This is a genomic window from Streptomyces sp. NPDC060198 (assembly GCF_042728415.1).
Lineage (GTDB): Bacteria > Actinomycetota > Actinomycetes > Streptomycetales > Streptomycetaceae > Streptomyces.
This window is the reverse complement of record NZ_JBHWZJ010000044.1, coordinates 1-21323: the sequence shown is the minus strand read 5'-3', so window position 1 is coordinate 21323 and position 21323 is coordinate 1. Positions and strand designations below refer to the sequence as shown.

Sequence of the window (21323 nt, the reverse complement as noted above, 5' to 3'; positions counted from 1 at the left end):
CTGTCCGGCGGCGCTGCTTCCGCAACACGCTTTGGCTTGAGTTCTCACCTCTGCCTGTTCTCATGGCGCCGGGGGCGAAGAGCGGGGCACACTCTTTAGATGTCCTCCACTGGATCACTCGCGGGTGCCGACGAGATACACACCTATCTCGTTGAGCAGTTGAACTCTGCTCTCCGGCGTCCTGGCACGTTCTCGCAGCATGACGCTGCGCTGTGGATGCTGGTGGATCACCTGCTGTTCGTGGAACGCCGGCCCGAGGTATGGGCTGAAGAGCAGCGGTCCTGGGCAAGCCGAGGGGCCGGGAGCAGCACCGGTTTGGGCGGCATGTTCGAGGAGTTGATGCCGGGAGGCTACGACCAGAACTGCGTCGCCTCGGTCTACGCCGAGTTCGCGCACCGCCGCGGCTGGCTCCGGCCCGATCGCCTTCTGCCGGCTGACGAGCATCACGCGCTGCGGGCAAGAGTGCGCCCGTGGGCGCAGACGGACCGCTCGTGGGCAGACGTCCTCTCCGAGTTCGGCCCCCCGTCCATCCTGTGCGGAGGGACCAGCCCCCTGTACAGCAAGACGTTGGGCTACCTGGGAGAAGACCGCGAGGAGCCCATGGTCTTCTTCCATCTCTGGAATGGCAGCACCCCGGCAGCCGAGTCCGCACGGCCCAAGCTCGACGAACCGGTTCTGCTTGCTGTCCGCTTCGCAGACGCACCCTTTGACGAAGCCTTCACCTTCACCCCTGAGGGGCAACGACGGCGCCCCGAGCCAGGCTCGCTCCGCGGCTGAGTACCGGAGAGGTGACGCAACACCAGGAGGGCGGGCCCGTGCACGGCCGGTGTTCATCGACCCGCCTACCGCTCACCGCGCGATCGGCCGCCAGAAGGCCTGACCGGCCAGTTTCGCCCCTGCCATGTCGAGCAACGCACCCGCAGAGGTCAAAACTCACGTCAGGCGAACGGCGCCGCGAGTTCGGAGGGTCGACGGGGAGTGTTCACCGGACCGCGGTGGAAGGGGGAGGACGGGCTCACGATCATGCGTGCATGATCAAACGTTTCCGGCCGGCGATGGCGCCCCTCGCCTTTCTGCTCTGCCTCGTGTCCTTCGTCGGCGCTGCGCGGGCGTACCGTGCCGGAGACGGTTCGCTCTTCTTCCTCGTGTTCTGTGTACTGCTGCTGCTCTTCACCGCCTGGAACCTCCTCTGCGCCGTCCAGCGACACCGGGTGAGGCGGAGCGAGGCGAACGCCGGCCGGAGCGCGGCGAACTGACCTGACGCCCCGGGCCGAGCCGTCCACCGGCCCCGGGCGAAGCGCGCGTCAGGACACCCGGTGCTCCGACCAGTGCTCCCAGGTGGACTGCATGGCCTCCCAGCCGTCCGGGAACTTCACCTCCACGCCCAGCTGTACGGGCTCCGTGGAGGGATGCGCGTCCAGGAGGTCCGCCACCCCCGCCCGGCACACCACGACACAGGCGTGCCGGTGGCGGGAGGCCAGCACGCAGAGCCGGCCCGTCTCCAGGTGGAAGGCGGTGGCGTCGGGCCGCCCGGAGAGCGGGTGGAGCACCACCGTGACGTCGAACTCCCGCCCCTGGAGCCGGTTCGCGGTGTCCACCGACACGCCCGTGACCCCCAGCCCGGCGAGCGCCGCGCGCACCGCCGCGGCCTGGTCGCGGTGGGCCGTACCGACCGCGATCCGGTCCGCCGTCACGGGCACCGGCTCCGTCGAGCGCTCGCTGGTCGCGGTGGTGCCCCGGTCCAGCAGCCTGCGGACCACCAGCGCCACCGCGTGTACCGCCTCCGGGTCGGTGCGCGGGGTGTGCCGGGCGGGCAGCTCCAGCAGCCCCCAGCCGGACTCCGCCGCCACGTCCAGCACCCGGTCGGGCCCCGAACCGTCCGACGCCTCGGCGAACGACAGCGTCCGGTCCCCGTGGTCCGTGCCGCTGCGGAAGGGGGTGTACGGGTAGAAGGCCTCCGAGATCAGGGGCGCGGCCGAGGCCGGCAGCCGCCAGGAGACCGGCAACCGGTGCTGCGGCAGAAGCGGGTTGTGCGCCAGCAGGGTGGAGACGGCGCTCGCCGAGGGGTCGTGGCTCAGCCCCGCCCACTGGTCCGCGCCCACGATCGAGAACGGGTCCAACTGGCCCGGGTCGCCCACGAACAGCGCCCGCCGGAAGAGACCGGCCACCGCGAGCAGGGCATCCGAGCGCATCTGGTACGCCTCGTCGACGATCGCGTGCTCCCACGGCTCCACGTTCTTCACGTGCGCCCACTTCGCGGCCGTCGAGACGACCACGTCGAGCCCGGCCAGATCGGCCGCCTTCGCCGATTTCCGGACGTTCTCCAGATCGTCGAGCGCCTTGTCGTACGGGTCCGAGTCGCTGCTGTGCAGCCGCCCCACCGGCAGCTCCGGCTCCTTCTCCGCGAGCCGCAGCACCAGATCGTCGACCTGGGCATTGGTCTGCGCGATCACCATCAACGGGCGCCCGGCGGAGGCGAGTTCCAGTGCCGCGCGGACCACGAGGGTGGACTTTCCGGCGCCCGGCGGGGAGTTCACCACGACACCCCGGGCATCGCCGTGCAGGGTGTCGTGGAGGATCGCTCCGGTGGCCCGCGCCGCCGCCGCACCCGGGTCGAACGCCCCGGTCGCGGCGGGCTTCCCGACCCGGTTCTTCCCGGCCGTGTGCACGTCGGTCACAGCACATCCTCCAAGGTCACGGCGTCGGGCCGCTCGGCGGACGCGCCCGGCGGCCCGCCATGCGTCCACGGGGTCTCCTCCGCGTCCGGCAGCGCGGGACCGCCGCGCTGCTCGTGCTCGAACAGCGTCCACACCGTGCGGTCTCCGGACGCGGGCAGCGACCCGGGGGCCGGCTCCTTGCCGCGCCCCATCCGGTCCAGGACACGCAGCACCAGCAGTACGTCCGAGCCGTCCTCCGCGGCCCCTTCGGGCTCCTGCGCGTACCCCACGAACTCCGCCGACTGCGGCTTTCCGTCCAGCGAGCGGTACACCTTCGTCCGCTCGCCCAACTGCGGGCGCTCGGTGGTGCGGACCGTGACCAGCGGGCGCGGGGAGGGGCGCTTCGACTCGGTGTACGCCATCTCGACCCCGGTCACCTCACCGACGAACGCCTCGCCGTTCAGCCGGCGCGCGGCCAGCACCAGCGGGTCGTCCAACGCCTCCTGGGCGTCGAGGCGCGCCTGTGCGGTCTCCCGGGAGGACAGCTTCCGGGCCGCCGTCACCGCGTCGTCCCGGCGCGGCTGCGGCGGCTCGCCCGAACGCACCTTGTCCCGGTGGCCGGTGAACGACCAGCGGTCACCCGTCCACCGCTCCTCGGCCCTCGCCCCCTCCGGCAGCTCCCGCAGCCGGTCGAGCCCCCGCCACACCGCGTCCCAGGTCGGCAGCAGCACCCCTGCCAGCAGCGAACGGATCTCCCGCTCGGCGGCGTGCAGTTCCCCGAGCCGCACGTCCGCCTCCACCCCGTCCTCGACCGCCGCGAGCACCGCGCGGGCCCGGTCGTACCGCTCGATCGCGGGCGCCAGCAGCCGGTTGTCGAAGGCGGGGTCCGTGGCCGGACCTGCGGGCGGGCAGACCAACTGCCCGCCCCGGTCCCGCTCCAGCTCCGCGCGGAGCGCCGCCTCGGCTCCCGAGGCGCCGTCCGGCGGATCGATCCAGGCGAGCAGCGCCCCCAGGTGCTGGTCCTCCACACTGCTCTGCCCCGTCGCCCAATGGCGGTTCAGCAGATCCGTGGTGGCCAGCAGCATCGAGGAACCCGGCACCCTCGCCCGCTCCGCGTAGTGCGTCAGCCAGCGGCCGAGCAACGGCACCCGGGGCGGCGCCGGATACGGGGTGTCCGGATCGTCCTCGGCGGTACGCCGGAACCGCATCGACCGCCCCAGCAGCCGCACCAGGTCGATGCCCGCCCGGCTCGGCACGATCAGCTGCGCCGCGTCCACGCACAGCTCGACCTCGACCTTGACCTTCTTCCCGGTCTCCGGATCGGTCTCACTCCGCTCGGCAGGCTCCACCACGTCCGCGTACGCCTCGATGTGCGGCAGGACCAGCTCGGCCAGCTCCGCCAGGAAGGCGAACCGCAGATCGCGGTCGCGCGGCTGCGCCACCGCCAGCAGCGTCGGCGCCTCCCGGTCCGTACCCACCAGCGCGCCCAGCGGGGCACCCGCCTCACCGGACGTGGTCAACGGCACCAGGACGAGTGGCCGGTCGGTCAGATGCCGGTGGCGCACGGTCGCCAGGGGCTGTGCCCGCCCGCTGTCCACGGCTTCCATCCGGGCCAGGGTGCTGATCAGTGACATGGAGTCGTGCCTTCCCGAGCCGTGCCGTCCGGTGCCTTGCCCTGCGACGGCACGCCCTCCGGAGCCGTACCCTGCGGCGCGTGCGCGTGCCGGGCCGCCGCGCCCTCCAGCGCCTCGGCGCGCAGGGCCGCCGCCCGGCGGAGCGCCGCGACGGCCGGGTCCGCCGGGTCGCCCTCCTTGCCCGCCGCCGCGTCCAGCACCGCGCGGACCGTGGTCAGCCCGCCGAGCTCACCGCTCACCCCGCGCCCCAGGGTCCGTACGGCACCCCGGGCCCGGGACTTCGCCCGGCAGTGGAAAGCGAGCTCGCAGGCGGCCAGGCACTCGGGGGCGTACGCCGCCGGAACCGCTTCGACGGCGGCGGTCAGCTCCTCGGCCGAGCACTCCGGGTCAAAACTCGCCCCCTCGGGAAGCAGGGCCGCGATCTCCTCGATGCGGGTGAGCCGGGTCATCTGGCGCCGGGTCACCGCGCGCTGTTTGCGCACGTCCACGACGGAGCCGGTGGGCAGGTTGGAGAAGTCCTTGGGGCAGACGAGGAGGACGTCGTGCGCCACCTCGGCTCCCTCGGTACGGGCGGCGACCGCCTCCAGGGCCAGCACGTAGACCGCCGACTGCCGGGCGGCGGCACCGACCTTCGCCGCGTCGGCCGAACCGTCGATCATGGGGAACGACTTGATCTCGATGACCGTCCACCGGCCGTCCGGATGCACCACCACCGCGTCCGGCTCCAGATACGCGGGCGAACCCGCCACCTCCAGCGCCAGCATCGGGTGGTCCAGCAGCGTCCAGCCGCCGGCCCCGGTCGCCTCGCGCAGGGCCAGCGCGGTACGGGCCGTCCGGCCCTCGGGGCCGGCCGCCGTCAGATCGGGGACCCCGGCCCCCTGCGGCGGCTCACCGCCGCCGCCGAGGCTCTCGTGCAGCAGGCGCAGCAGCTCGGTGCCGCCGTCCGCCTTGACCCGCGCCTCGAAGGCGTTGCCCCGCATGAACGCGAACTGGGACTGGCCGAAACCCGAGGGGGAGCCGAGCGCGGTGGCCAGACCGGTCTTGTCTACACCGGCGCCGTCGAGCAGCGCCCGCCGCTCGCAGCCGGGGTTGGCGGCGAGCGCGGCCAGCGCGCGGGCGTCCAGCGGATGCGGGGCGACCGTGGGTCCGCGCAGCTCAGCGAGCCGCTGCCGGAGCGCTGTCGCCGGAGGCCGCGCGGCCGGGGGAGCCGGAGGCTTCGGGCGCGTCGCTGGAATGTGCGGAGGGGGTCCGCCGGCCGGGGAATCGCTCACCCGCCGAAGTCTCGCATCCGCTGCTGACAATCGGGGACGGTGTCGCCGGAACAGTCGCTCCCGGCCGGGAGACGAAGGCCCGCAGCCGGGCCGAGACGGTGGCGGCGGCCCGCATCACCGGGCGGGTCAGCAGTGCGCCCGCGCCCATGACCGCGACGCCCGCCACGGCGTCCAGGAAGTAGTGGTTGGCGGTGCCCATGACCACGAAGACGATCGTGAGCGGATAGAGGACGCCGAGCGCGCGGAGCAGCGGATGCCGCCCGTACCGCCACAGCAGCACCCCGCACCAGAGCGCCCACCCCACGTGCAGGCTGGGCATCGCCGCGTACTGGTTGGTCATGCCGCCGAGTCCGCGCGGGGCGCTCGCCTCCGCGCCCCACCACCCGTAGGAGCTGTACTGCGCCATGGTGTCGACGAAACCGTGTCCGGCGTCGAGGAGGCGGGGCGGACAGGTCGGCAGCAGGGTGAAGCCGATCAGGCCGATCAGGGTGGAGGTCAGCAGCCAGGTGCGGGCCGCGCGGTAGGCGGTGGCGCGGCGCCGGTACATCCAGAGGAGCAGCGCCGGGGTGACGAGGTAGTGCAGCGAGGCGTACGCGAAGTCGGCGGGTATCCCCACGGAGGAGTGGGCGGTCAACAGCCGGTTGAGCGGGTGTTCGAAGTTCAGGTGGAGCGACTTCTCCAGCCGGAGTATCGCGAGCCCGTGGTCGACGGCGGTGGATATGTCGCCGCGTACCAGCAGCCGGCCGACCGAGTAGAGGCCGTACACCACCGCTATCAGCGGCAGCTCCGTCCACCAGCGGGGGCGGCCGGAGGCGCGTGCGGGTATGGCGTGCGGCATCCGGTGGCTCTCCCCTGTTCAAGCGTCCGACGGCGGGCGTTCAACCGTACGGCGGTCGTCGGTCGCGATATCCCCCGGGGGGTCCCTTTCGCACACCCCTGCCCCCGGCCCGCCGCCGGCGGCGCCGACGCGGCCGGGGTGCCGCGAAGAGAGGGACGTGCGAGCGAACCGCGAGGTTGCCCGGCCCCTCGATGTATGCCGAGTGCCCGGCAGGGCAGCCCTCACGCCCGCACGCGACGATGCGGGATGATGGACGCGGGACAGCCGCACCGCCCGAAGGCCGGAGCGCGTCCCTCCCCGGCGCGCCCGGACACCGTGGTCCCTTCCGCGCCCACCCGCCGTCCCCCAGTTCTCAGGGAGAGCCCGCTCATGGCACCGCGCATCCTGCTCGCCCGGCACGGCCAGACCCAGTGGTCGGTCCAGGGCAATCACACCGGCAGGACCGACATCCCGCTGCTCGACTCGGGGCGCGAAGGCGCCAAGCTGCTCGGCGAGCGGCTGCACCGGGCGCCCTGGTCCGGGCTGCCGGACACCGACGTCCGCACCAGCCCCCTGGTACGGGCCTCCGAGACCTGCGAGCTGGCCGGCTTCGGGGACCGGGCCGAGACCTGGGACGCGCTGATGGAGTGGGACTACGGGGACTACGAGGGCCTCACCCCCGCGCAGATCAAGGCGGACCGGCCCGACTGGCTGATCTGGCGCGACGGCGTTCCCGGCGGCGAGTCCACCGCCGACATCACGGCCCGCGCGGACGGGGTCGTCGAACGGGTGCGCTCCGGCGAACGCGACGTCCTCGTCTTCGCGCACGGCCACATCCTGCGGTCGCTCGCCGCGCGCTGGCTGGGCGAGGACCTGATGTTCGGCGCCCGCGTCCGGCTGGAGCCGACCTCGCTGTCGGTGCTGGGCTGGGCCTACGGGATGCCCGCCGTCGAGCGGTGGAACGACACCGGTCACCTGGAACGCTGAGCGGCCCGTCACCGGGCCGGCCGACGGCCCGCCGCCGTGTTCAGCCCTTGCGCACGGCCCGGTAGCGCTCCAGCAGACCCGTCACCGCCGTCGCCTCACGGTCGGCGCCCAGGACGCGTACCGTCCCCGCGAGCATCCCGCTGATGCGGGTGGACCGGACCCGGTCCAGCAGGTCCAGCACCTGATGGGCGGAGCGGACCGCCTCCTCCGCCGCGCCGGCCCGGGCCAGGTCGCCCGCCAGCTGGGCGCGGTAGAGCGCGAGGTTCCGGGTGAAGTGCGGGTCCTGCAGCGCGGTGGCCCGCCGGCCGTGCCGGGCTGCCCGGGGCCAGTCGCCCAGGGCCGACCAGCACTGCGCTTCCAGCAGGTGCATCTCCGCCTCGCGGAAGAAGCTCATCCACTCCGGGTCACGCTCGGCGGGCCCCCGGTCGAAGGCGGCCCGGGCCCGTGCGATCGCCCGGTCGCATCCCGTACGGTCCCCGAGCCCGGCCCGGCCGCCCGCCTCGCGCAGGGCGAGCAGGGCCAGCAGCCGGTGCGAGCCGACCGAGCGGGCCGCGCGCTGCCCGGCCTCCGCCGCCCGGACCGCCTCCCTCGGCCGTCCGGCGTCGCGGGCCAGGAACGACGTGTTGCAGAAGGCGTGCGCCTCCAGAGCCGCGTCGCCCGCGACCCGGGCGGTGGCCAGCGCCTCCGCGTAGTACGAGCGCGCATCGTCGAACCGCCCCGAGTCGTGGGCCAGCCAGCCCACCGACAGGGCCAGCTCACCGGCCCCGGCGTGCAGCCGGTCGGCCGTGGTGCGGCGGGTGGGCGTGCCGGAGTCGAGCAGGGCGTACGCGGCCCGCAGCGGCTGGGCGGCACGCCGGTAGAGTCCGTCGCCGCCGTGCTGGTCGTCGAGGACGCGGATCTCGCGCACGGCCTCCTCCACGGACCGCACCTCGGCTTCGCCGGCCCGTCGCTGGGCGGGCAGGACGATCGGCGTTCCGGCGGCCCGGTGGGCGCCGAGCCCGATCGACGCGGTCGCCACACTGGTGGTGCCGCTCGTCATGAACACGCGACGCAGCACGTCGCTCTCCTCGATGTCGCTGGGTACGGAGAGGGCCGGAGCCGTGTCCCCGGGCAGGGGTCTCCAGGCCGCCGGTACGCGGGTGCGCGCCGATCGTCCGCGCACGCTCTCCCGGTCCGGGAAGCCCAGGTCCCCCAGGGTGGTGCCGGGGAACATGTGCAGGAAGACCCGTTCGTACGCGTAGTTCGGGCAGCGGATCTCGCCGGACTCCACGCGGCCGATGTAGCGGGCGTCGCAGGCGACCTGCTCGCCGATCTCGCGGGCGGCCCTGCGGACGGCCGCCGCGAACTCTCCCGCCGAGCGCGCTCCGCGCAACTGGCGGAAGACGAGGTTGGGAACGGCCCGTGACGACACCATGGCGTGGCCCTCTCTGGTGCAGCCGGGCGCATGCCTCAGGTGGCCCGGCGGAGCAAGAACGTACCTGGTGTGACGGGCCCTTCACACAGTGTTTCGCGACAAAGGGGGGCATCTCGGCAGTGATCCGCCATGAACTGCCACCCTTTGCGGCGGCTCGGCACCGTAGCCCTTGACGCGGTCGGCGCGTTGGTCCATGCGGAGACGGGGCGTGGCTCCGTTCGGCGACGACAGGAGGGGTTCCCATGCTTCACCTCGGCACGGAGACCGGCCCACGGACCACTGCGGCCACCTCGAAGGACGCGGGGGCGCAGCCGGCCGTTCCGCCGCACGTGGCATCCGACCCGATCGAGGGGTGCGCCGCGCACCTGTGCGATCTCGTCACCGTCCCCGCCCGGCAGGGACTGGAGGCCGTGGACATCCTGCGCCGGGGCGCCGACCTCGTCGCGGTGGGACCGGTCCTCCACGACGGAGCCGGTGACACCGTCGGCTTCCTGGTGCCGCCCGGCACCGCCGAGGGCTGGGACGTGCCGGGCAGCGCGTGTACCAGCACCGAGGGCCGGGGGCTGCGCCTCCCCGAGGAGGCGCCCGTCTCCGGAACCGGCTGGCTGCTGCCGCCCGCCGAGGACGCCCCGGTCACCGACCCCGCGGCCCTCCGGGTCGCGCTCGACCAGGCGGCCCGCATGATCGAAGCGGCCGACAACTGCCGCTGAGCCCATAATGTCCAGGTGGGCGGGGTTGTTCCGGGGTCGTCCCCCGGCGGTGCCCCCGCCCCAGCCGGCCCCGCGCGACGAGGACGCGGAACCGGCCGGACCGAGTGGTGAGGGTGGACGGACGTGGCACGTCGAGGAGGGGTGGCGGGGAACGCGAAGCCGGGCAAGCGGGCGGACCGGGCCGAGCGGCCGGACGGGGCGGAGCGTTCCGGGCGGTCCGGGCGCGGGCGGGAGGCGCTCACCGCCGCCGTCGACGGCGGCCACGCCGAACTCGCCCCCGACAAGGAGCGCCGGGACGCCTGGACGCTCCTGCTCGACGGGGCCCCGCAGTCCCACGTGGACCTCGACGACCCCACGTACCTCTCCTTCGAGTACCAGCGCAGGATCGGCCACGTCATCGACCTCGCCGCACCCCCCGGGGCCCCGCTGCACGTCCTGCACCTGGGCGGCGGCGCCTTCACCCTCGCCCGGTACACCGCCGCCACCCGCCCCCGCTCCACGCAGCAGATCGTCGAGATCGACGCGCCGCTCGTCGCCTTCGTGCGCCGGGAGCTGCCGCTCGACCCGCAGGCCCGGGTCCGCGTCCGCGCCCTGGACGCCAGGGAAGGGCTCGGCAAGATACCCGACGGCTGGGCCGATCTCGTGGTCGCCGACGTGTTCGGCGGGGCCCGTACTCCCGCGCACCTGACGACCACCGAGTTCCTCGCCGAGGTGCGCCGGGTGCTGAGACCCGGCGGGAGTTACGTCGCCAACCTCGCGGACGGACCGCCGCTGGCCCACCTGCGCGGCCAGATCGCCACCGCCGCCGCGCACTTCCCCGAACTGGCACTCGCCGCCGACCCCACGGTGTGGCGCGGGCGCCGCTTCGGCAACGCCGTGCTCGTCGCCTCCGACCGCCCCATCGCCGTCGCCGAGCTGACCCGCCGCGTCGCCACCGACCCGCATCCCGGACGTGTCGAACACGGCCGCGCGCTGGCCGACTTCACCGGCGGTGCGGCGGTCGTCACCGACGCGGGCGCCAAGGCGTCCCCGGCACCGCCTCCGACGGCGTTCGACTGACTCCGGACATAGGGCGACGGTCCACATGTTGGGACGCCCGTCCAGCATGTGGATTGCACCTGTCGTGGTGACCAGCGGTCGTGCAGGATGCCCGCCATGACGACAGAGATCCGGAAGGCGTATCTGCCGGCCGCCGAACAGGCCGTACGGCTGCTGGAGTCGGACGAGGTGGCGGACTCCTGGGAGAAGGAGTCCGTGCTGCCCGGGATGACGGTGGGCGGGCTGGCGGGTCATCTCGCGAACAGTGTCCTCCAGGTCGAGTGGTTCCTCGCCGGCGCGGTGGTCGGCGCCGAACCGGTGTCGGCGGTGCGCTACTACGCCAGGCTCGTCGGCACGGCCGACCCCGGTTCGGCGCTCAACGTCGGCGTGCGCGCCCGGAGCGAGGAGACGGCCACGGCCGGCCCGGCGGCCGTCGCCGGGCAGGCGCGGGAGGCGCTGGGGCGGCTGACCCCTCGGCTGGACGAGGAGCCGGACGACCGGCGCGTGGAGGTGCTCCACCGTCCGGGCGAGGAGATGCTGCTGGACGGCTACCTCCGGACCCGCTGTGTCGAACTGGCCGTCCACCTCGAAGACCTGGCCCTCAGCGTGGACGCCCCCCACCGGGCGCCCGGAGCGGCGCTCGCGATCGCGGTCGACGTGCTGGTCGCCGCCGCCCGCGACCGCCACGGCGACCAAGCGGTGCTGCACGCGCTGGCCCGCCGCGAACGCGACAGCGGCGAGGCGCTGCGCGTCCTGTAGGACGGTGCGGGCCCCGCACGTCACGTCCCTGGACAGGCCGGCGAAAGACGCGTCCGCCCGCCACCGGGTGCGACGGCGGTCATGGGGTGCCTGTCAGGGCCGGGCGGCCGTGGGTCCGCGGCCGTCCGACCTGGACCGAATCTCCTTTCTACGCCGCCCGGTTCACCGCCGAGAGCACCGCCAGCACCGAGGCGGTCAGCACCGAGGTGTCCCGGCCCGCGCCCCAGACCACCCGGCCGCCGACCCGGCACTCCGCGTACGCCATCGCGTGGCTGTCCCGGCCGGCGGTCGTCGCGTGCTGCGTGAAGTCGAGGATCTCCACCTCGTGACCGGCGCCCGTCAGCGCGCGGACGAACGCGGAGAGCGGGCCGTTGCCGGTGCCTTCGTAGTCTCCCGCCGCGAGCCCGCCGCCGTCCTCGGCGCGCAGGGTGCACGCGAACCGGTGCTCCCCCTCGGCGACGACGTCGGTGGTCCACGCCTCCAGCGCCACCGGTCCGTCCTGGCCCGGCGTCAGGTACGTCGCCGTGAACAGCTCCCACAGGTCCTTGCCCGTGGCCTCCAGGCCGCTGTCGTCGGTCGCCCGCTGCACCGTGCGGGAGAAGTCGGCCCGCATCCGGGCGGGCAGGTCCACGCCGTGGGAGCTGTGCAGCAGATGGGCGATCCCGCCCTTGCCGGACTGGCTGTTGACCCGGATGACGGCCTCGTAGCCGCGCCCCACGTCCGCCGGGTCGATCGGCAGGTACGGCACGTCCCAGGTCGGCGAGCCGGTGCGCTCGTGGTGCGCGAACCCCTTGCTGATGGCGTCCTGGTGGGTGCCGGAGAACGCGGTGTACACGAGGTCCCCGGCGTACGGGTGGCGCGGCGGCACCGCGAGGCGGTTGCAGTGCTCGACCGTGCGGCGGATCTCGTCGATGTCCGAGAAGTCCACCATCGGGTCGACCCCCTGGGCGTGCAGGTTCAGCGCCAGGTTCACCAGATCGACGTTGCCGGTGCGCTCGCCGTTGCCGAAGAGGCAGCCCTCCACCCGCTGCGCGCCCGCCAGTACGGCGAGTTCGGCGCAGGCCACCCCGGTACCCCGGTCGTGGTGCGGATGGACGGAGAGGATCACCGCATCCCGGCGGTCCAGGGCCCGGTGCATGTACTCGATCTGGTCCGCGTAGACGTTGGGCGTCGCGATCTCCACCGTGGCGGGCAGATTGTGGATCACCGGCCGGTCCGGGGACGCGTCCCACAGGGCCGTCAGCCCGTTGCAGACCTCCAGCACGAAGTCCGGTTCGGTCAGGACGAAGACCTCGGGCGAGAACTCGAACCGGATGTCCGTAGCCGGGTGTTCGCCCGCCAGCCGGTCCATCAGCTCGGCGGCCTCCCGCACGGTCGCCCACACCTGGGCGCGGTCCCGGCCGAGGACGACGTCGCGCCAGACGGGGGCGGTCGGGATGTAGAGGTGGACCACCGCGCGGTCCATCCCGGCCACCGACTCGAAGGTCCGCGCGATCAGGTCCGGCTTGGCCGGGGTGAAGACGACGGGGGTCACGTCTCCCGGGATCGCGTCGCTCTCCACCAGGTGGCGGACGAAGTCGAAGTCCGTCCGGCTCGCGGACGGGTAGCCGATCTCGATCTCCTTGAACCCCATGGTGACCAGCAGGTCGAACATCCGGCGCTTGCGCGGGGTGTCCATCGGCTCGGCCAGCGCCTGGTTGCCGTCGCGCAGGTCGACGGGCACCCACAGGGGCGCCTTCTCGATCCGCGCGTCGGGCCAGCCGCGTTCCGGGGAGGGGACGTGCACCCGGTCGAAGGCGGACCGGTAGCGGTGCGAGGGCATGTCGCTGGCGCGCTGCGGGTTCCAGGCCGGGGAGCCGGCGGGCACCGGGCCGCGCGGCGTACGGAGGGTGGGGAAGCTGTGCATCGTGGGCATCGGGACGGGAGTTCCTTCACGGGTGGCCGGATGCGACCGGCGCAGCACGGTACCCCGCGGCGGGGTGCCGGTCGCTTCAGGCCCCGCCGCGGCAACCGAGAAGAAGGAGGCCGCTGAGCGTCATGCCGGTACAGTAGGCACAGTAGAAGTCTTCAGACAACCCGACAGGTGAAACGCGTGTCCTCCCTCGGCCCTCTCCGTCCCAGCCCCCTCGTCGACCAGGCGACCGCCCATCTGCGCGAACGGATCACCGGGGGCGAATGGCCGGTCGGCACGAAGATCCCGGGGGAGACGACCCTCGCCAAAGCCCTCGGCGTCGGCCGCTCCACCGTCCGAGAGGCGGTCCGCACCCTCGCAGCCACCGGGATGCTCCAGCCCCGCCAGGGGGCCGGCATCTTCGTCGTCGCCGACCGCCCGCACGAGGACTGGCCGGCGCGGCTGCGCCGGGCCGCGGTCACCGACATCTACGAGGTCCGCATGCTCATCGAGGTGCAGGCCGCCCGGCTCGCCGCCGAGCGCCGTGACCAGGACGACATCGCCGCCCTGGACGCGGCCATGGCCGCCCGGCGGGCCGCGAGCGGCTGGGGCGACGCGGAGTTCGTGGACGCCGACATCGCGCTCCACCGCGCGGTGGTGGCCGCCGCCCACAACCCCGTACTCACCGATCTCTTCGGCGAGTTCGCCCCCGCGCTGCGGCAGGGGCTCATCGACCTGGTCGACCTGCTCGACCTGCGGGCCGAGCACCCGGGCCACGGCGAGGACACCCACGCCGCGCTCGTGCGCGCCGTCGTCGAGGGGGACGGGGAGGCGGCCGAACGCCTGACCAGGACCGATCTGGAGGCCACCCTCGCCCTCCTGCGCGGCGCGTGAGCGGAGCCCTCAGCTTCCCGTGCTCTCCTGCCACTCCTGCGTGTACTCGTCGAAGATCACGCGCAGGTGGTGGCCGATCCGGAGGTAGTCCAGGTCGTCCAGGTTGGCGAGGGAGACACGTACCGACCACTCGGGGCCGTCGAAGCCGCCTCCGTTGAGCAGCACCACGCCGGTCTGCTCGGCGAGGCGGAACAGCGGGTCCACCGGCTCGTAGTTCTGCTCCAGGAAGTCGGCGAACGCCTTGCCCCGCACCCGCTCGGCCTCCGCGAGCAGGTCCAGCTCGATGTAGTAGGCGGCCCGCTTCGGGTCCTCGGAGACCTTCATGTGCACCCCCTCCAGCAGGAGTTCGAGCCGCTGGCGGACGATGGCGCGGATGCGGTGCTTGTACGCCTGACCCTCGTCCAGCATGTCGAAGAGGGAGAACAGCACCATCATCACCTGCTGGGGGAGCGAGAGCCCGGCGGTGTGGTTCAGCGCCACCTGACGGGAGTCGGCCACCAGCCGGTCGATGAACCGGATCTTCTCCGGTTCGAGCGAGAGCGTCCCGTACCGCCGGTCGAGCCGCTCCTTCCACTCCGGGGAGTGCGCCGCGAGCATCTCGTCGATCACGTTGTCGTCGTGCAGCCCGATCACCCCGAGCCGCCAGCCCGTCGCGCCGTAGTGCTTGGAGTACGAGTACACCAGCAGGGTGTTGCGCGGAAGGTCGGCGGCGAGCGAGCGGAAGCCCTCCACGAACGTCCCGTAGACGTCGTCGGTCACCACGATCAGACGCGGGTTCGCGTCCGCCACGATCCCCGCGATCTGGTCGGCCACCCGCTGGGAGAGCGCCAGCGAGGGCGGGTTGCTCGGGTTGACGCAGCAGACCAGCTTCACCGAGGGGTCGGCCAGCTTGGCGACCTCCTCCTCCGGGTACCGCCACTGCCGCACGCCCGTCTCGGTGAAGAGGCTCGCCTCCACCCGCACCACGTCGAAGTCGTACGTGTCGAGCTCGGGGATCTCCAGGTACGGCGTGAACACCGGCACCATGAGGGCGATCCGGTCACCCTTCGCCAGGATGCCGTTCTTCATCAGCGAGTCGAAGACGTAGCACATGGCGGCCGTGCCGCCCTCGGTGGCGAACAGGCTCAGGGTCTGGTTCTCGGGCGGGCGGTGGTCGAACATCTCGTCGGCCACATAACCCCGCACGATCCTCTCCGTATGGTGCAGGATGCGGTCCGGGACCGGGTAGTTGTCGCCGATCGACGAGTCCGCCATCTCGTGGACGAAGGCGTCGGGGTCGAAGCCGAAACGCTTCACCGCGAGCTCGAACGACGCCTGCAGCAGCTCCATCCCCGGCAGGTCCGGATGGGCCCGCGCGAAGGAGGCGAAGCGCTCGGCGCAGCCCTTCTGCTCGGGCATCCCGCCGAGGTTGTCCGCCGTCCAGACGCGTTTGCACTCCGAGAGGGCGAAGTAGCCGAGCGCGTGGTACGCCTCCCGCGGCCCGGTCGCCACCCAGTTCGGGTTCCCCCGCCCCGCGTTGAGCATCGCCCGCATCGCCTGTCCCTTCTGGCCGGGCTGGTCGCTCTGCGAGGTCTGGGCGATCTTGATGAACATGTCCTTGAGCTCGAACGGGCTCAGCTGTGCGTACGACCGGATCTCTTCCCGGCTGAGGCTGGTCCTGGGCATGGCGGTGTCCCTTTCCGGGGTCAGTGGTTTCCGGGGTCAGTGGTTGAGGAGGACGATCACGGCGCCCCACACGGTCAGCAGGACGTTCCCGACGGCGTACGGAATCGTGTAACCGAGCGTGGGAATCTGGGACTTCGACGTCTCGTTGATCGCGCCGATCGCCGCCGTGGTGGTCTGGCCGCCGGCCAGTACGCCCATCAGGATCGGGAACTCGATGCGCTGGACGTGGTGCCCGAACAGGAAGCCCACGATCAGCGGGACCACGGTCGCCACCGCGCCGAGCAGCAGCAGGCCCCAGCCGGCGTCCGAGAGACCGCTCGTGAAGCTCGGCCCGGCGTTGATCCCCACGACGGCCACGAACACGCACAGTCCCAGGGTGTCCATGAACCACTGGGCGCCGGGCGGCACGTTCCCGTACGTCGGGTACTTGGCGCGGATCCAGCCGAAGACCAGCCCCATGATGAGCCCGCCCCCCGAGGTCGACAACGAGATCGGGACGCCGCCCGCCGTGAGGGCGGGGATGCCCAGGCAGCCGCCGAGGAAGATGCCGAGGCCGACCCAGACCATGTCCGTGGCGAAACTGGTCGGCACGGGCTTGCCGATCGCTTGCCCGGCAGGCCCGACGAGCCGTTCCGGACCGGTCAGGACGAGGGTGTCGCCCCGCTCCACCTGGGTGGTCAGCCGGTAGGGGAACTCCGAACCCGCCCGGTAGAGACGGTCGACGTACACCCCCACCATGAACGGCTCCCGGCGCAGTTCCTCGATCGTGCGGCCGAGCTGGGCCTTCTCCGAGGCCACGACGTGCAGCGACTCGGTGCGGTAGCCGAGCAGTTCCACGTCGTCGGCCTCCGCGCCGATGTGCGTACGGGCGTCGAACTCCACCAGGTCGTGGCGGAGCGCGCTGACGGCGACGGTGTCGCCGGTCTCCAGGACCCGCGCCTGCGAGTGCTCCAGCACCGCGCCGTCGCGCCGGACCGCGGTGAGGTAGATCCGGCGGCCGAACCCCTGCTGCTGCCGCTCGACGTCCTCGACGGTCCGGCCGACGAGGTCGGGACGTTCCACCCGGTAGGCGCGCAGCACCACCTCGTAGTAGCCCTCGCCCTCGTCGGGGCTCTCGTCGGGAGCGTCGAGTTCCGCGGCCAGCTCGGCGCTCTCCTTCGCCAGGTCGTGGCGGTAGAGCCGGGGCAGGACGTTGGCGAGCAGCATCGCGCAGAGGATCGTGCCGAGCGGGTACGTCACCGCGTACCCGACGGCGACCAGGTTCTCCTCCGACTTCACCTGGGCGGACGACAGCCCCGGCAGCGAGCCGATCGCGTCCTGCGCGACCCCGATGGCCGCCGACTGGGTGAGGGCGCCGCTCATCAGGCCGGCGCCGAGCCCGGGGCCGTACCCGAGCATGTTCGCGAAGAGCCAGGAGATCAGCAGTCCGGACACACAGACGACGACCGCGTTGAGCACCTGCGGCAGCCCGTCCTTGCGCAGGCCGCGGAAGAACTGCGGGCCGACGCGGTAGCCGAGGGCGAACAGGAACATGATGAAGAACAGGTTCTTCAGGGTGTCGTCGATCTGGATCTTGAACTGCGCGCCCAGCACCAGTCCGGCCACCAGGCAGCCGGTGACCACGCCCAGCGCGATGGCGCGGTAGCGCACCTTTCCCAGCAGGAACCCCAACGCGACCACCAGGAAGACCAGGAGTTCGGGATGGGGCTGGAAGACGTTCCGGTTCAGGAAGTCGATCATTCAGGCCCCCAGGACACCGACGAGGATCGGTCCGGTCAACGGCAGCAGGAAGTTGGAGAGCGTGTACGTGATCGTGTAGCCGAGCAGAGGCACCGAGCTCTGCGCCACCTGGGTGACGGCGGTGATCGCGGGCGTCGAGCACTGCTGCCCGGCGATGGCGCCGATCAGCAGCGGTTTCTCGATCTTCAGCAGCTTGCGTCCGACGATCAGGGAGAGCGTCGCGGGCACCAGCACCATGGCGATCCCGGCGAACGGCAGCAGCGCGCCGTACTCCTTCAGCAGCGGCCACGCCTGCGGTCCCGCGGCCAGTCCGGTGCAGGCGATGAAGACGGCGAGCCCCATGTCCTTCAGGGTCGTCGCGGCCTGCGGGGGGAACGCGCCGAAGGTCTGCTTGCGCGAGCGGAACCATCCGAAGAGCAGCCCCGAGATCAGACAGCCGCCGCCCGTGCCGAGCGACAGGGGGATGTCCCCGGCGTAGACGACGACCTGGCCGAGCAGGGAGCCGGCGACGATACCGAGTCCGAGGTAGATGAAGTCGGTGGAGTCGTTCTTGACCACCGCTCCGATCTTCGCCACCACCTTCTTCAGGCCGTTCCTCGCTCCCACCAGGGTGAGGACGTCACCCCGGTAGAGCGTGGTCTCCCCGGTGGCGGGGAGGTGCTGGTCGTTGCGGACCACGTCGGTGATGTAGACCCCGTCCTCGCGGAACTCGGGGTGCGTGCGCTCCAGGGCGTCGATGGAGCTGCCGTGCGTCGACTTCTCCGTCACGGCGACCTGGCTGGTGGCGAGAGGGGTGTCCAGCCCCGGAATGGAGGGCGTCTCGGGGCCGATCTCGCGGCCCGCCTCGATGATGGCCGACCGCCGCCCCACGACCTGGACCAGGTCGCTGAGGGTGAGTTCGAGCCCGGAGGAAGGGCTGAGGAGCTTGCTGCCCCGCTTGATGCCCTCGACCGTGACCCGGCCGCCGAGCGCCTGCTCCAGCTCGCCCACGGTGCGCCCGTCGGCGAGCGTCACCAGGTACGTGCGGCCGACCGTGCCGGGCAGCGCCTCCCGTTCGTCGGACTCCAGCCCGGCGGAGCCGCCGCGCATCCGCTCCCAGAGTTCGCGGGAGGCGTCCGCCAGGTTGATGCGCATCAGCATCGGCATGATCTGGCTGGTCAGCAGCACGATGGTGATCAGGCCGAAGAGGTAGCAGACCGTGTAGGCGGTGGCGACGTGTCCCTGGTACCGACTGACCTGGTCGGCGGTCAGGTCGCTGAGCTTGCCGATGGCCTCGGTGGCCGTACCGACCACCGCGGACTCGGTGGCGGCCCCGGCGAGGATGCCGGACGCCGTACCGACGTCCAGGTCGAAGCCCTGGGCCAGCCCGTAGGCGATGCCGAGCACAGAGACCAGCTCGATGAGGCAGAGGGCGAAGTAGCGCAGGCTGCGGCGGTTCAGGTTGGCGAAGAACTGCGGTCCCGCCATGTAGCCGAGGGAGAAGATGAAGAGGGCGAAGAAGATCGTCTTGACGTCCTCGTTGACGCTGACGTGCTGCGTGCCCAGGAGCAACGAGACGATCAGCGTGCCGCAGATCCCGCCGAGGGTGATCGGACCCACGCGGGCCTTGCCGACCAGGTAGCCGACGGCGAGACAGAGGAAGAGGGCGAGTTCGGGGTGGTCCCGGATGACCCCCATGACGCGTCAGGCCTCGCCGGGGATGAATGTGACGATGATTGACATAACGGGGAAATTAGCAAGGGTGGGGAGGGAGGGCATGTCGGCCCGCCGTGGGGGAGCGGGTTCCGCGAGTCGCCGGGCGGGAGAACTTCCGGCCGTCTGACGGTCTCGGGGAGGGAGGAGTTCCGAGGACGTGCCGGCGGACCGCCGGGAGGGGGTCCGGTGGGATTCCGGTTGTCCCCGGTCTCCGGGGTGGTTCCTGCGGGGTGTCCGTGCCTTCGGTGGCCTTCGAGGAAAGAACACGATCGGGCCACAGTCGGCGGCCCAGATTGTTTCCGGCGGGGTCCCTGTTCACTTTTCGGCGGCCTGCTTTCGCTCGGGCCGGGTAAAGAACCGGCCACGCGCCGAGGTCCGTTCAGGGACGGCGGGTTTCGGCCGGTGGAGCCGGGCCAGGTACGCGAACCGGCTCTCACCTGCGGTGATCCGATGACGGGACGTCAACGTCCCCGCAAGTTGGCCAATTGGCAAGCCCTGTGCGGGACACGGTCTCGTGACTTGCCGGACACGCTCGCGCAACGGAAGCGTCTTCAAGTCTTGACACCCACCCCCTTGAGGCAGCAACCTTCCGTCATCGGCGCATGGGAGCGCTCCCACATCGCACACCCGTTTTGACGTGCGATCGGCACTGCCCGTGCTTCCCCCCAGTACAACCTGGCGCGGCACTCACGGCGCCTGGGTCCCGCAGTGAGTCAACCGCCAGTCACACCCTGGATATAGGAGTAGTGGAATGCGCATCACCCGCAACGTCGCAGGTCGACGCCGTAGAGCCGCGATCGTGGCCACCACTGGCCTGACGGCCACCGCCCTTCTGCTCGCCGGCTGCAGCGACTCGTCTGACGACGACAGCGGCAGCAGCGACGCCGCAGGCGGCAACATCACTCTGACCGTCGCCGACTACGGCCAGTTCGGGTACAAGGAAGCCGGTCTCTTCGCCGAGTACCACAAGCTCCACCCGAACATCACGGTCAAGGAAGACACCACGGCCGAAGAGAAGGTCTACTACCCGAAGCTGCTCCAGCAGCTGAACTCGGGCAGCGGCCTGGCGGACGTCCAGGGTCTGGAGGTCGGCCGCATCAAGGAGCTGACCGACACCAAGGCGGACCAGTTCGCGGACCTGAGCAAGGTCATCGACGCGACCGACTTCGTCTCGTGGAAGGCCAAGCAGGCCACGACCTCCAGCGGTGCGCTCATCGGCGCCGGCACCGACATCGGCCCGATGTCCCTCTGCTACAACACCGACCTCTTCAAGAAGGCCGGTCTGCCGACCGACCGCACCGAGGTCGCCGCTCTGGTCAAGGGTGGCTGGGAGGACTACATCAAGCTGGGCGAGAAGTTCAAGGCGAAGGCGCCCGCGGGCACCTACTTCATGGACTCCGCCAGCGCGATGTTCAACGCCGTCGTCAGCTCCAGCGCGAAGCAGTACTACGACGAGGACGGCAAGGCGATCTACAAGGACAGCCCCGCCGTCCAGCAGGGTTGGGCCCTGGCCGCCGAGGCGGCCTCCAAGAAGCTGACCCAGGGTGTCCCGCAGTTCGGTGACCCGTGGGCCGCCGCGCTCCGCAAGGGCACCATCGCCACCGTCGCCTGCCCGGCGTGGATGGCCGGCCAGATCTCGGTCAACGCCGGTGACGGCAACAAGGGCAAGTGGGACATCACCAGCGCGCCGGGTGGTACCGCCGCCAACTGGGGTGGCTCCTTCCTCGGTGTTCCGAGCTCCGGCAAGCACGTCGACGAGGCCATCAAGCTCGTCGCCTGGCTGACCGCCCCCGAGCAGCAGGCCGCCGTCTTCAAGGCGATCGGTTCCTTCCCGTCCAACACGGGTGCGTACGACCTCCCGGGTGTGAAGGACGCGAAGCTGCCGTACTTCAACGACGCCCCCATCGGTGAGATCTACGCCGGTGAGGCCAAGACCATCCCCGAGGCCGTCCTCGGCCCGAAGGACGCGACCATCAAGGACACCATCTCCACCGAGATCAACAACATGGAGCAGCGCGGCACCGACCCGGACAAGGCCTGGGACACCGCCGTCCAGTCCATCGACAAGGTGATCGGCTGATCCCCGGCGGTGCGGAAGGCCCACAGGCCTCCCGCACCGCCATCGGCGTGCGCCCGCCACCCCGTCCGGGG

The 21323-nt window shown here is 71.9% G+C and carries 17 protein-coding genes; 8 read left to right on the top strand and 9 right to left on the bottom strand.

The features are described 5' to 3' along the window. Nucleotides 1–99 precede the first annotated feature (99 nt). Entirely contained in the window at nt 100–777 is a 678-nt protein-coding gene (locus ACFWEP_RS09115; protein ID WP_387367942.1) for a hypothetical protein, read from the top strand. A gap of 254 nt (nt 778–1031) precedes the next feature. Further along, nucleotides 1032–1256, top strand: a complete 225-nt coding sequence (locus ACFWEP_RS09110) for a hypothetical protein (protein WP_387367939.1) — start codon at nt 1032–1034, stop codon at nt 1254–1256. A 48-nt stretch (nt 1257–1304) separates the two neighbouring features. Here the strand turns inward: ACFWEP_RS09110 and ACFWEP_RS09105 are convergent, their stop codons facing one another. Genes ACFWEP_RS09105 through ACFWEP_RS09090 form a run of 4 tightly spaced genes read right to left on the bottom strand, consistent with a single transcriptional unit; the run spans nt 1305 to nt 6400 of the window. Continuing rightward, the gene (locus ACFWEP_RS09105; RefSeq protein ID WP_387367936.1) at nt 1305–2678 is read right to left on the bottom strand and encodes an AAA domain-containing protein; all 1374 of its coding nucleotides are present in this window, start codon (nt 2676–2678) and stop codon (nt 1305–1307) included. Beyond that, a complete protein-coding gene (locus ACFWEP_RS09100) occupies nt 2675–4291 on the bottom strand; it encodes a hypothetical protein (protein WP_387367933.1) in 1617 nt (538 codons plus the stop codon). The genes ACFWEP_RS09105 and ACFWEP_RS09100 overlap by 4 nt, the downstream gene beginning before the upstream one ends. Continuing rightward, nucleotides 4282–5562, bottom strand: coding sequence for a hypothetical protein (locus tag ACFWEP_RS09095; protein WP_387367930.1), 1281 nt, complete (start codon nt 5560–5562; stop codon nt 4282–4284). The genes ACFWEP_RS09100 and ACFWEP_RS09095 overlap by 10 nt, the downstream gene beginning before the upstream one ends. After that, nucleotides 5447–6400: a phosphatase PAP2 family protein gene (locus ACFWEP_RS09090; protein WP_387367928.1), complete on the bottom strand. Its 954-nt coding sequence runs from the start codon at nt 6398–6400 to the stop codon at nt 5447–5449. Before ACFWEP_RS09090 ends, ACFWEP_RS09095 begins: the two co-directional genes overlap by 116 nt. Nucleotides 6401–6769: 369 nt before the next feature. Here ACFWEP_RS09090 and ACFWEP_RS09085 point away from each other — a divergent pair, with 369 nt between their 5' ends. Continuing rightward, nucleotides 6770–7366 (top strand): histidine phosphatase family protein, encoded by a 597-nt coding sequence (locus ACFWEP_RS09085; protein ID WP_387367925.1) that lies wholly within the window; start codon nt 6770–6772, stop codon nt 7364–7366. A 40-nt stretch (nt 7367–7406) separates the two neighbouring features. Here the strand turns inward: ACFWEP_RS09085 and ACFWEP_RS09080 are convergent, their stop codons facing one another. Then, nucleotides 7407–8780 carry a tetratricopeptide repeat protein gene (locus ACFWEP_RS09080; RefSeq protein ID WP_387367922.1) on the bottom strand — a complete coding sequence of 458 codons (1374 nt, stop codon included), beginning with the start codon at nt 8778–8780 and terminating at the stop codon, nt 7407–7409. 242 nt (nt 8781–9022) lie between these two features. On the opposite strand from ACFWEP_RS09080, the gene ACFWEP_RS09075 reads away from it, so the two are divergent. The 3 genes from ACFWEP_RS09075 to ACFWEP_RS09065 all read left to right on the top strand — a co-directional run bounded on the left by ACFWEP_RS09075 (nt 9023) and on the right by ACFWEP_RS09065 (nt 11287). Then, nucleotides 9023–9490: a hypothetical protein gene (locus ACFWEP_RS09075; RefSeq protein ID WP_387367919.1), complete on the top strand. Its 468-nt coding sequence runs from the start codon at nt 9023–9025 to the stop codon at nt 9488–9490. Nucleotides 9491–9613: 123 nt separating this feature from the next. Next, nucleotides 9614–10549 (top strand): spermidine synthase, encoded by a 936-nt coding sequence (locus tag ACFWEP_RS09070; RefSeq protein WP_387367916.1) that lies wholly within the window; start codon nt 9614–9616, stop codon nt 10547–10549. A 96-nt stretch (nt 10550–10645) separates the two neighbouring features. Then, nucleotides 10646–11287, top strand: a complete 642-nt coding sequence (locus tag ACFWEP_RS09065; protein ID WP_387367913.1) for a maleylpyruvate isomerase N-terminal domain-containing protein — start codon at nt 10646–10648, stop codon at nt 11285–11287. 148 nt (nt 11288–11435) lie between these two features. Here ACFWEP_RS09065 and ACFWEP_RS09060 read toward each other — a convergent pair whose 3' ends face one another. Next, nucleotides 11436–13193 (bottom strand): 2-isopropylmalate synthase, encoded by a 1758-nt coding sequence (locus tag ACFWEP_RS09060; protein WP_387367972.1) that lies wholly within the window; start codon nt 13191–13193, stop codon nt 11436–11438. A gap of 186 nt (nt 13194–13379) precedes the next feature. Between ACFWEP_RS09060 and ACFWEP_RS09055 the strand changes: the two genes are divergently transcribed. Continuing rightward, nucleotides 13380–14072 (top strand): FadR/GntR family transcriptional regulator, encoded by a 693-nt coding sequence (locus ACFWEP_RS09055; RefSeq protein WP_387367910.1) that lies wholly within the window; start codon nt 13380–13382, stop codon nt 14070–14072. Between the two features lie 9 nt (nt 14073–14081). Here ACFWEP_RS09055 and ACFWEP_RS09050 read toward each other — a convergent pair whose 3' ends face one another. Genes ACFWEP_RS09050 through aspT (ACFWEP_RS09040) form a run of 3 tightly spaced genes read right to left on the bottom strand, consistent with a single transcriptional unit; the run spans nt 14082 to nt 19154 of the window. Next, nucleotides 14082–15737: a bifunctional aspartate transaminase/aspartate 4-decarboxylase gene (locus tag ACFWEP_RS09050; RefSeq protein WP_387367907.1), complete on the bottom strand. Its 1656-nt coding sequence runs from the start codon at nt 15735–15737 to the stop codon at nt 14082–14084. Between the two features lie 36 nt (nt 15738–15773). Then, nucleotides 15774–17477: an aspartate-alanine antiporter gene (gene aspT / locus ACFWEP_RS09045; protein ID WP_387367904.1), complete on the bottom strand. Its 1704-nt coding sequence runs from the start codon at nt 17475–17477 to the stop codon at nt 15774–15776. After that, complete coding sequence (gene aspT / locus ACFWEP_RS09040) at nt 17478–19154, bottom strand: aspartate-alanine antiporter (protein ID WP_387367901.1); 1677 nt, start codon at nt 19152–19154, stop codon at nt 17478–17480. Between the two features lie 769 nt (nt 19155–19923). Here aspT (ACFWEP_RS09040) and ACFWEP_RS09035 point away from each other — a divergent pair. Further along, on the top strand, nt 19924–21252 hold the full coding sequence (locus ACFWEP_RS09035; RefSeq protein ID WP_387367898.1) for an ABC transporter substrate-binding protein: 1329 nt from the start codon (nt 19924–19926) through the stop codon (nt 21250–21252). Nucleotides 21253–21323 lie beyond the last annotated feature (71 nt).

What these genes read in the sequence shown, in the direction of transcription:
- ACFWEP_RS09115 (WP_387367942.1), top strand. Translation starts at nt 100, where the DNA reads ATGTCCTCCACTGGATCACTCGCGGGTGCCGACGAGATACACACCTAT.
- ACFWEP_RS09110 (WP_387367939.1), top strand. Translation starts at nt 1,032, where the DNA reads ATGATCAAACGTTTCCGGCCGGCGATGGCGCCCCTCGCCTTTCTGCTC.
- ACFWEP_RS09100 (WP_387367933.1), bottom strand. Translation starts at nt 4,291, where the DNA reads ATGTCACTGATCAGCACCCTGGCCCGGATGGAAGCCGTGGACAGCGGG.
- ACFWEP_RS09090 (WP_387367928.1), bottom strand. Translation starts at nt 6,400, where the DNA reads ATGCCGCACGCCATACCCGCACGCGCCTCCGGCCGCCCCCGCTGGTGG.
- ACFWEP_RS09085 (WP_387367925.1), top strand. Translation starts at nt 6,770, where the DNA reads ATGGCACCGCGCATCCTGCTCGCCCGGCACGGCCAGACCCAGTGGTCG.
- ACFWEP_RS09080 (WP_387367922.1), bottom strand. Translation starts at nt 8,780, where the DNA reads ATGGTGTCGTCACGGGCCGTTCCCAACCTCGTCTTCCGCCAGTTGCGC.
- ACFWEP_RS09075 (WP_387367919.1), top strand. Translation starts at nt 9,023, where the DNA reads ATGCTTCACCTCGGCACGGAGACCGGCCCACGGACCACTGCGGCCACC.
- ACFWEP_RS09065 (WP_387367913.1), top strand. Translation starts at nt 10,646, where the DNA reads ATGACGACAGAGATCCGGAAGGCGTATCTGCCGGCCGCCGAACAGGCC.
- ACFWEP_RS09060 (WP_387367972.1), bottom strand. Translation starts at nt 13,193, where the DNA reads ATGCACAGCTTCCCCACCCTCCGTACGCCGCGCGGCCCGGTGCCCGCC.
- ACFWEP_RS09050 (WP_387367907.1), bottom strand. Translation starts at nt 15,737, where the DNA reads ATGCCCAGGACCAGCCTCAGCCGGGAAGAGATCCGGTCGTACGCACAG.
- aspT (WP_387367904.1), bottom strand. Translation starts at nt 17,477, where the DNA reads ATGATCGACTTCCTGAACCGGAACGTCTTCCAGCCCCATCCCGAACTC.
- aspT (WP_387367901.1), bottom strand. Translation starts at nt 19,154, where the DNA reads ATGGGGGTCATCCGGGACCACCCCGAACTCGCCCTCTTCCTCTGTCTC.
- ACFWEP_RS09035 (WP_387367898.1), top strand. Translation starts at nt 19,924, where the DNA reads ATGCGCATCACCCGCAACGTCGCAGGTCGACGCCGTAGAGCCGCGATC.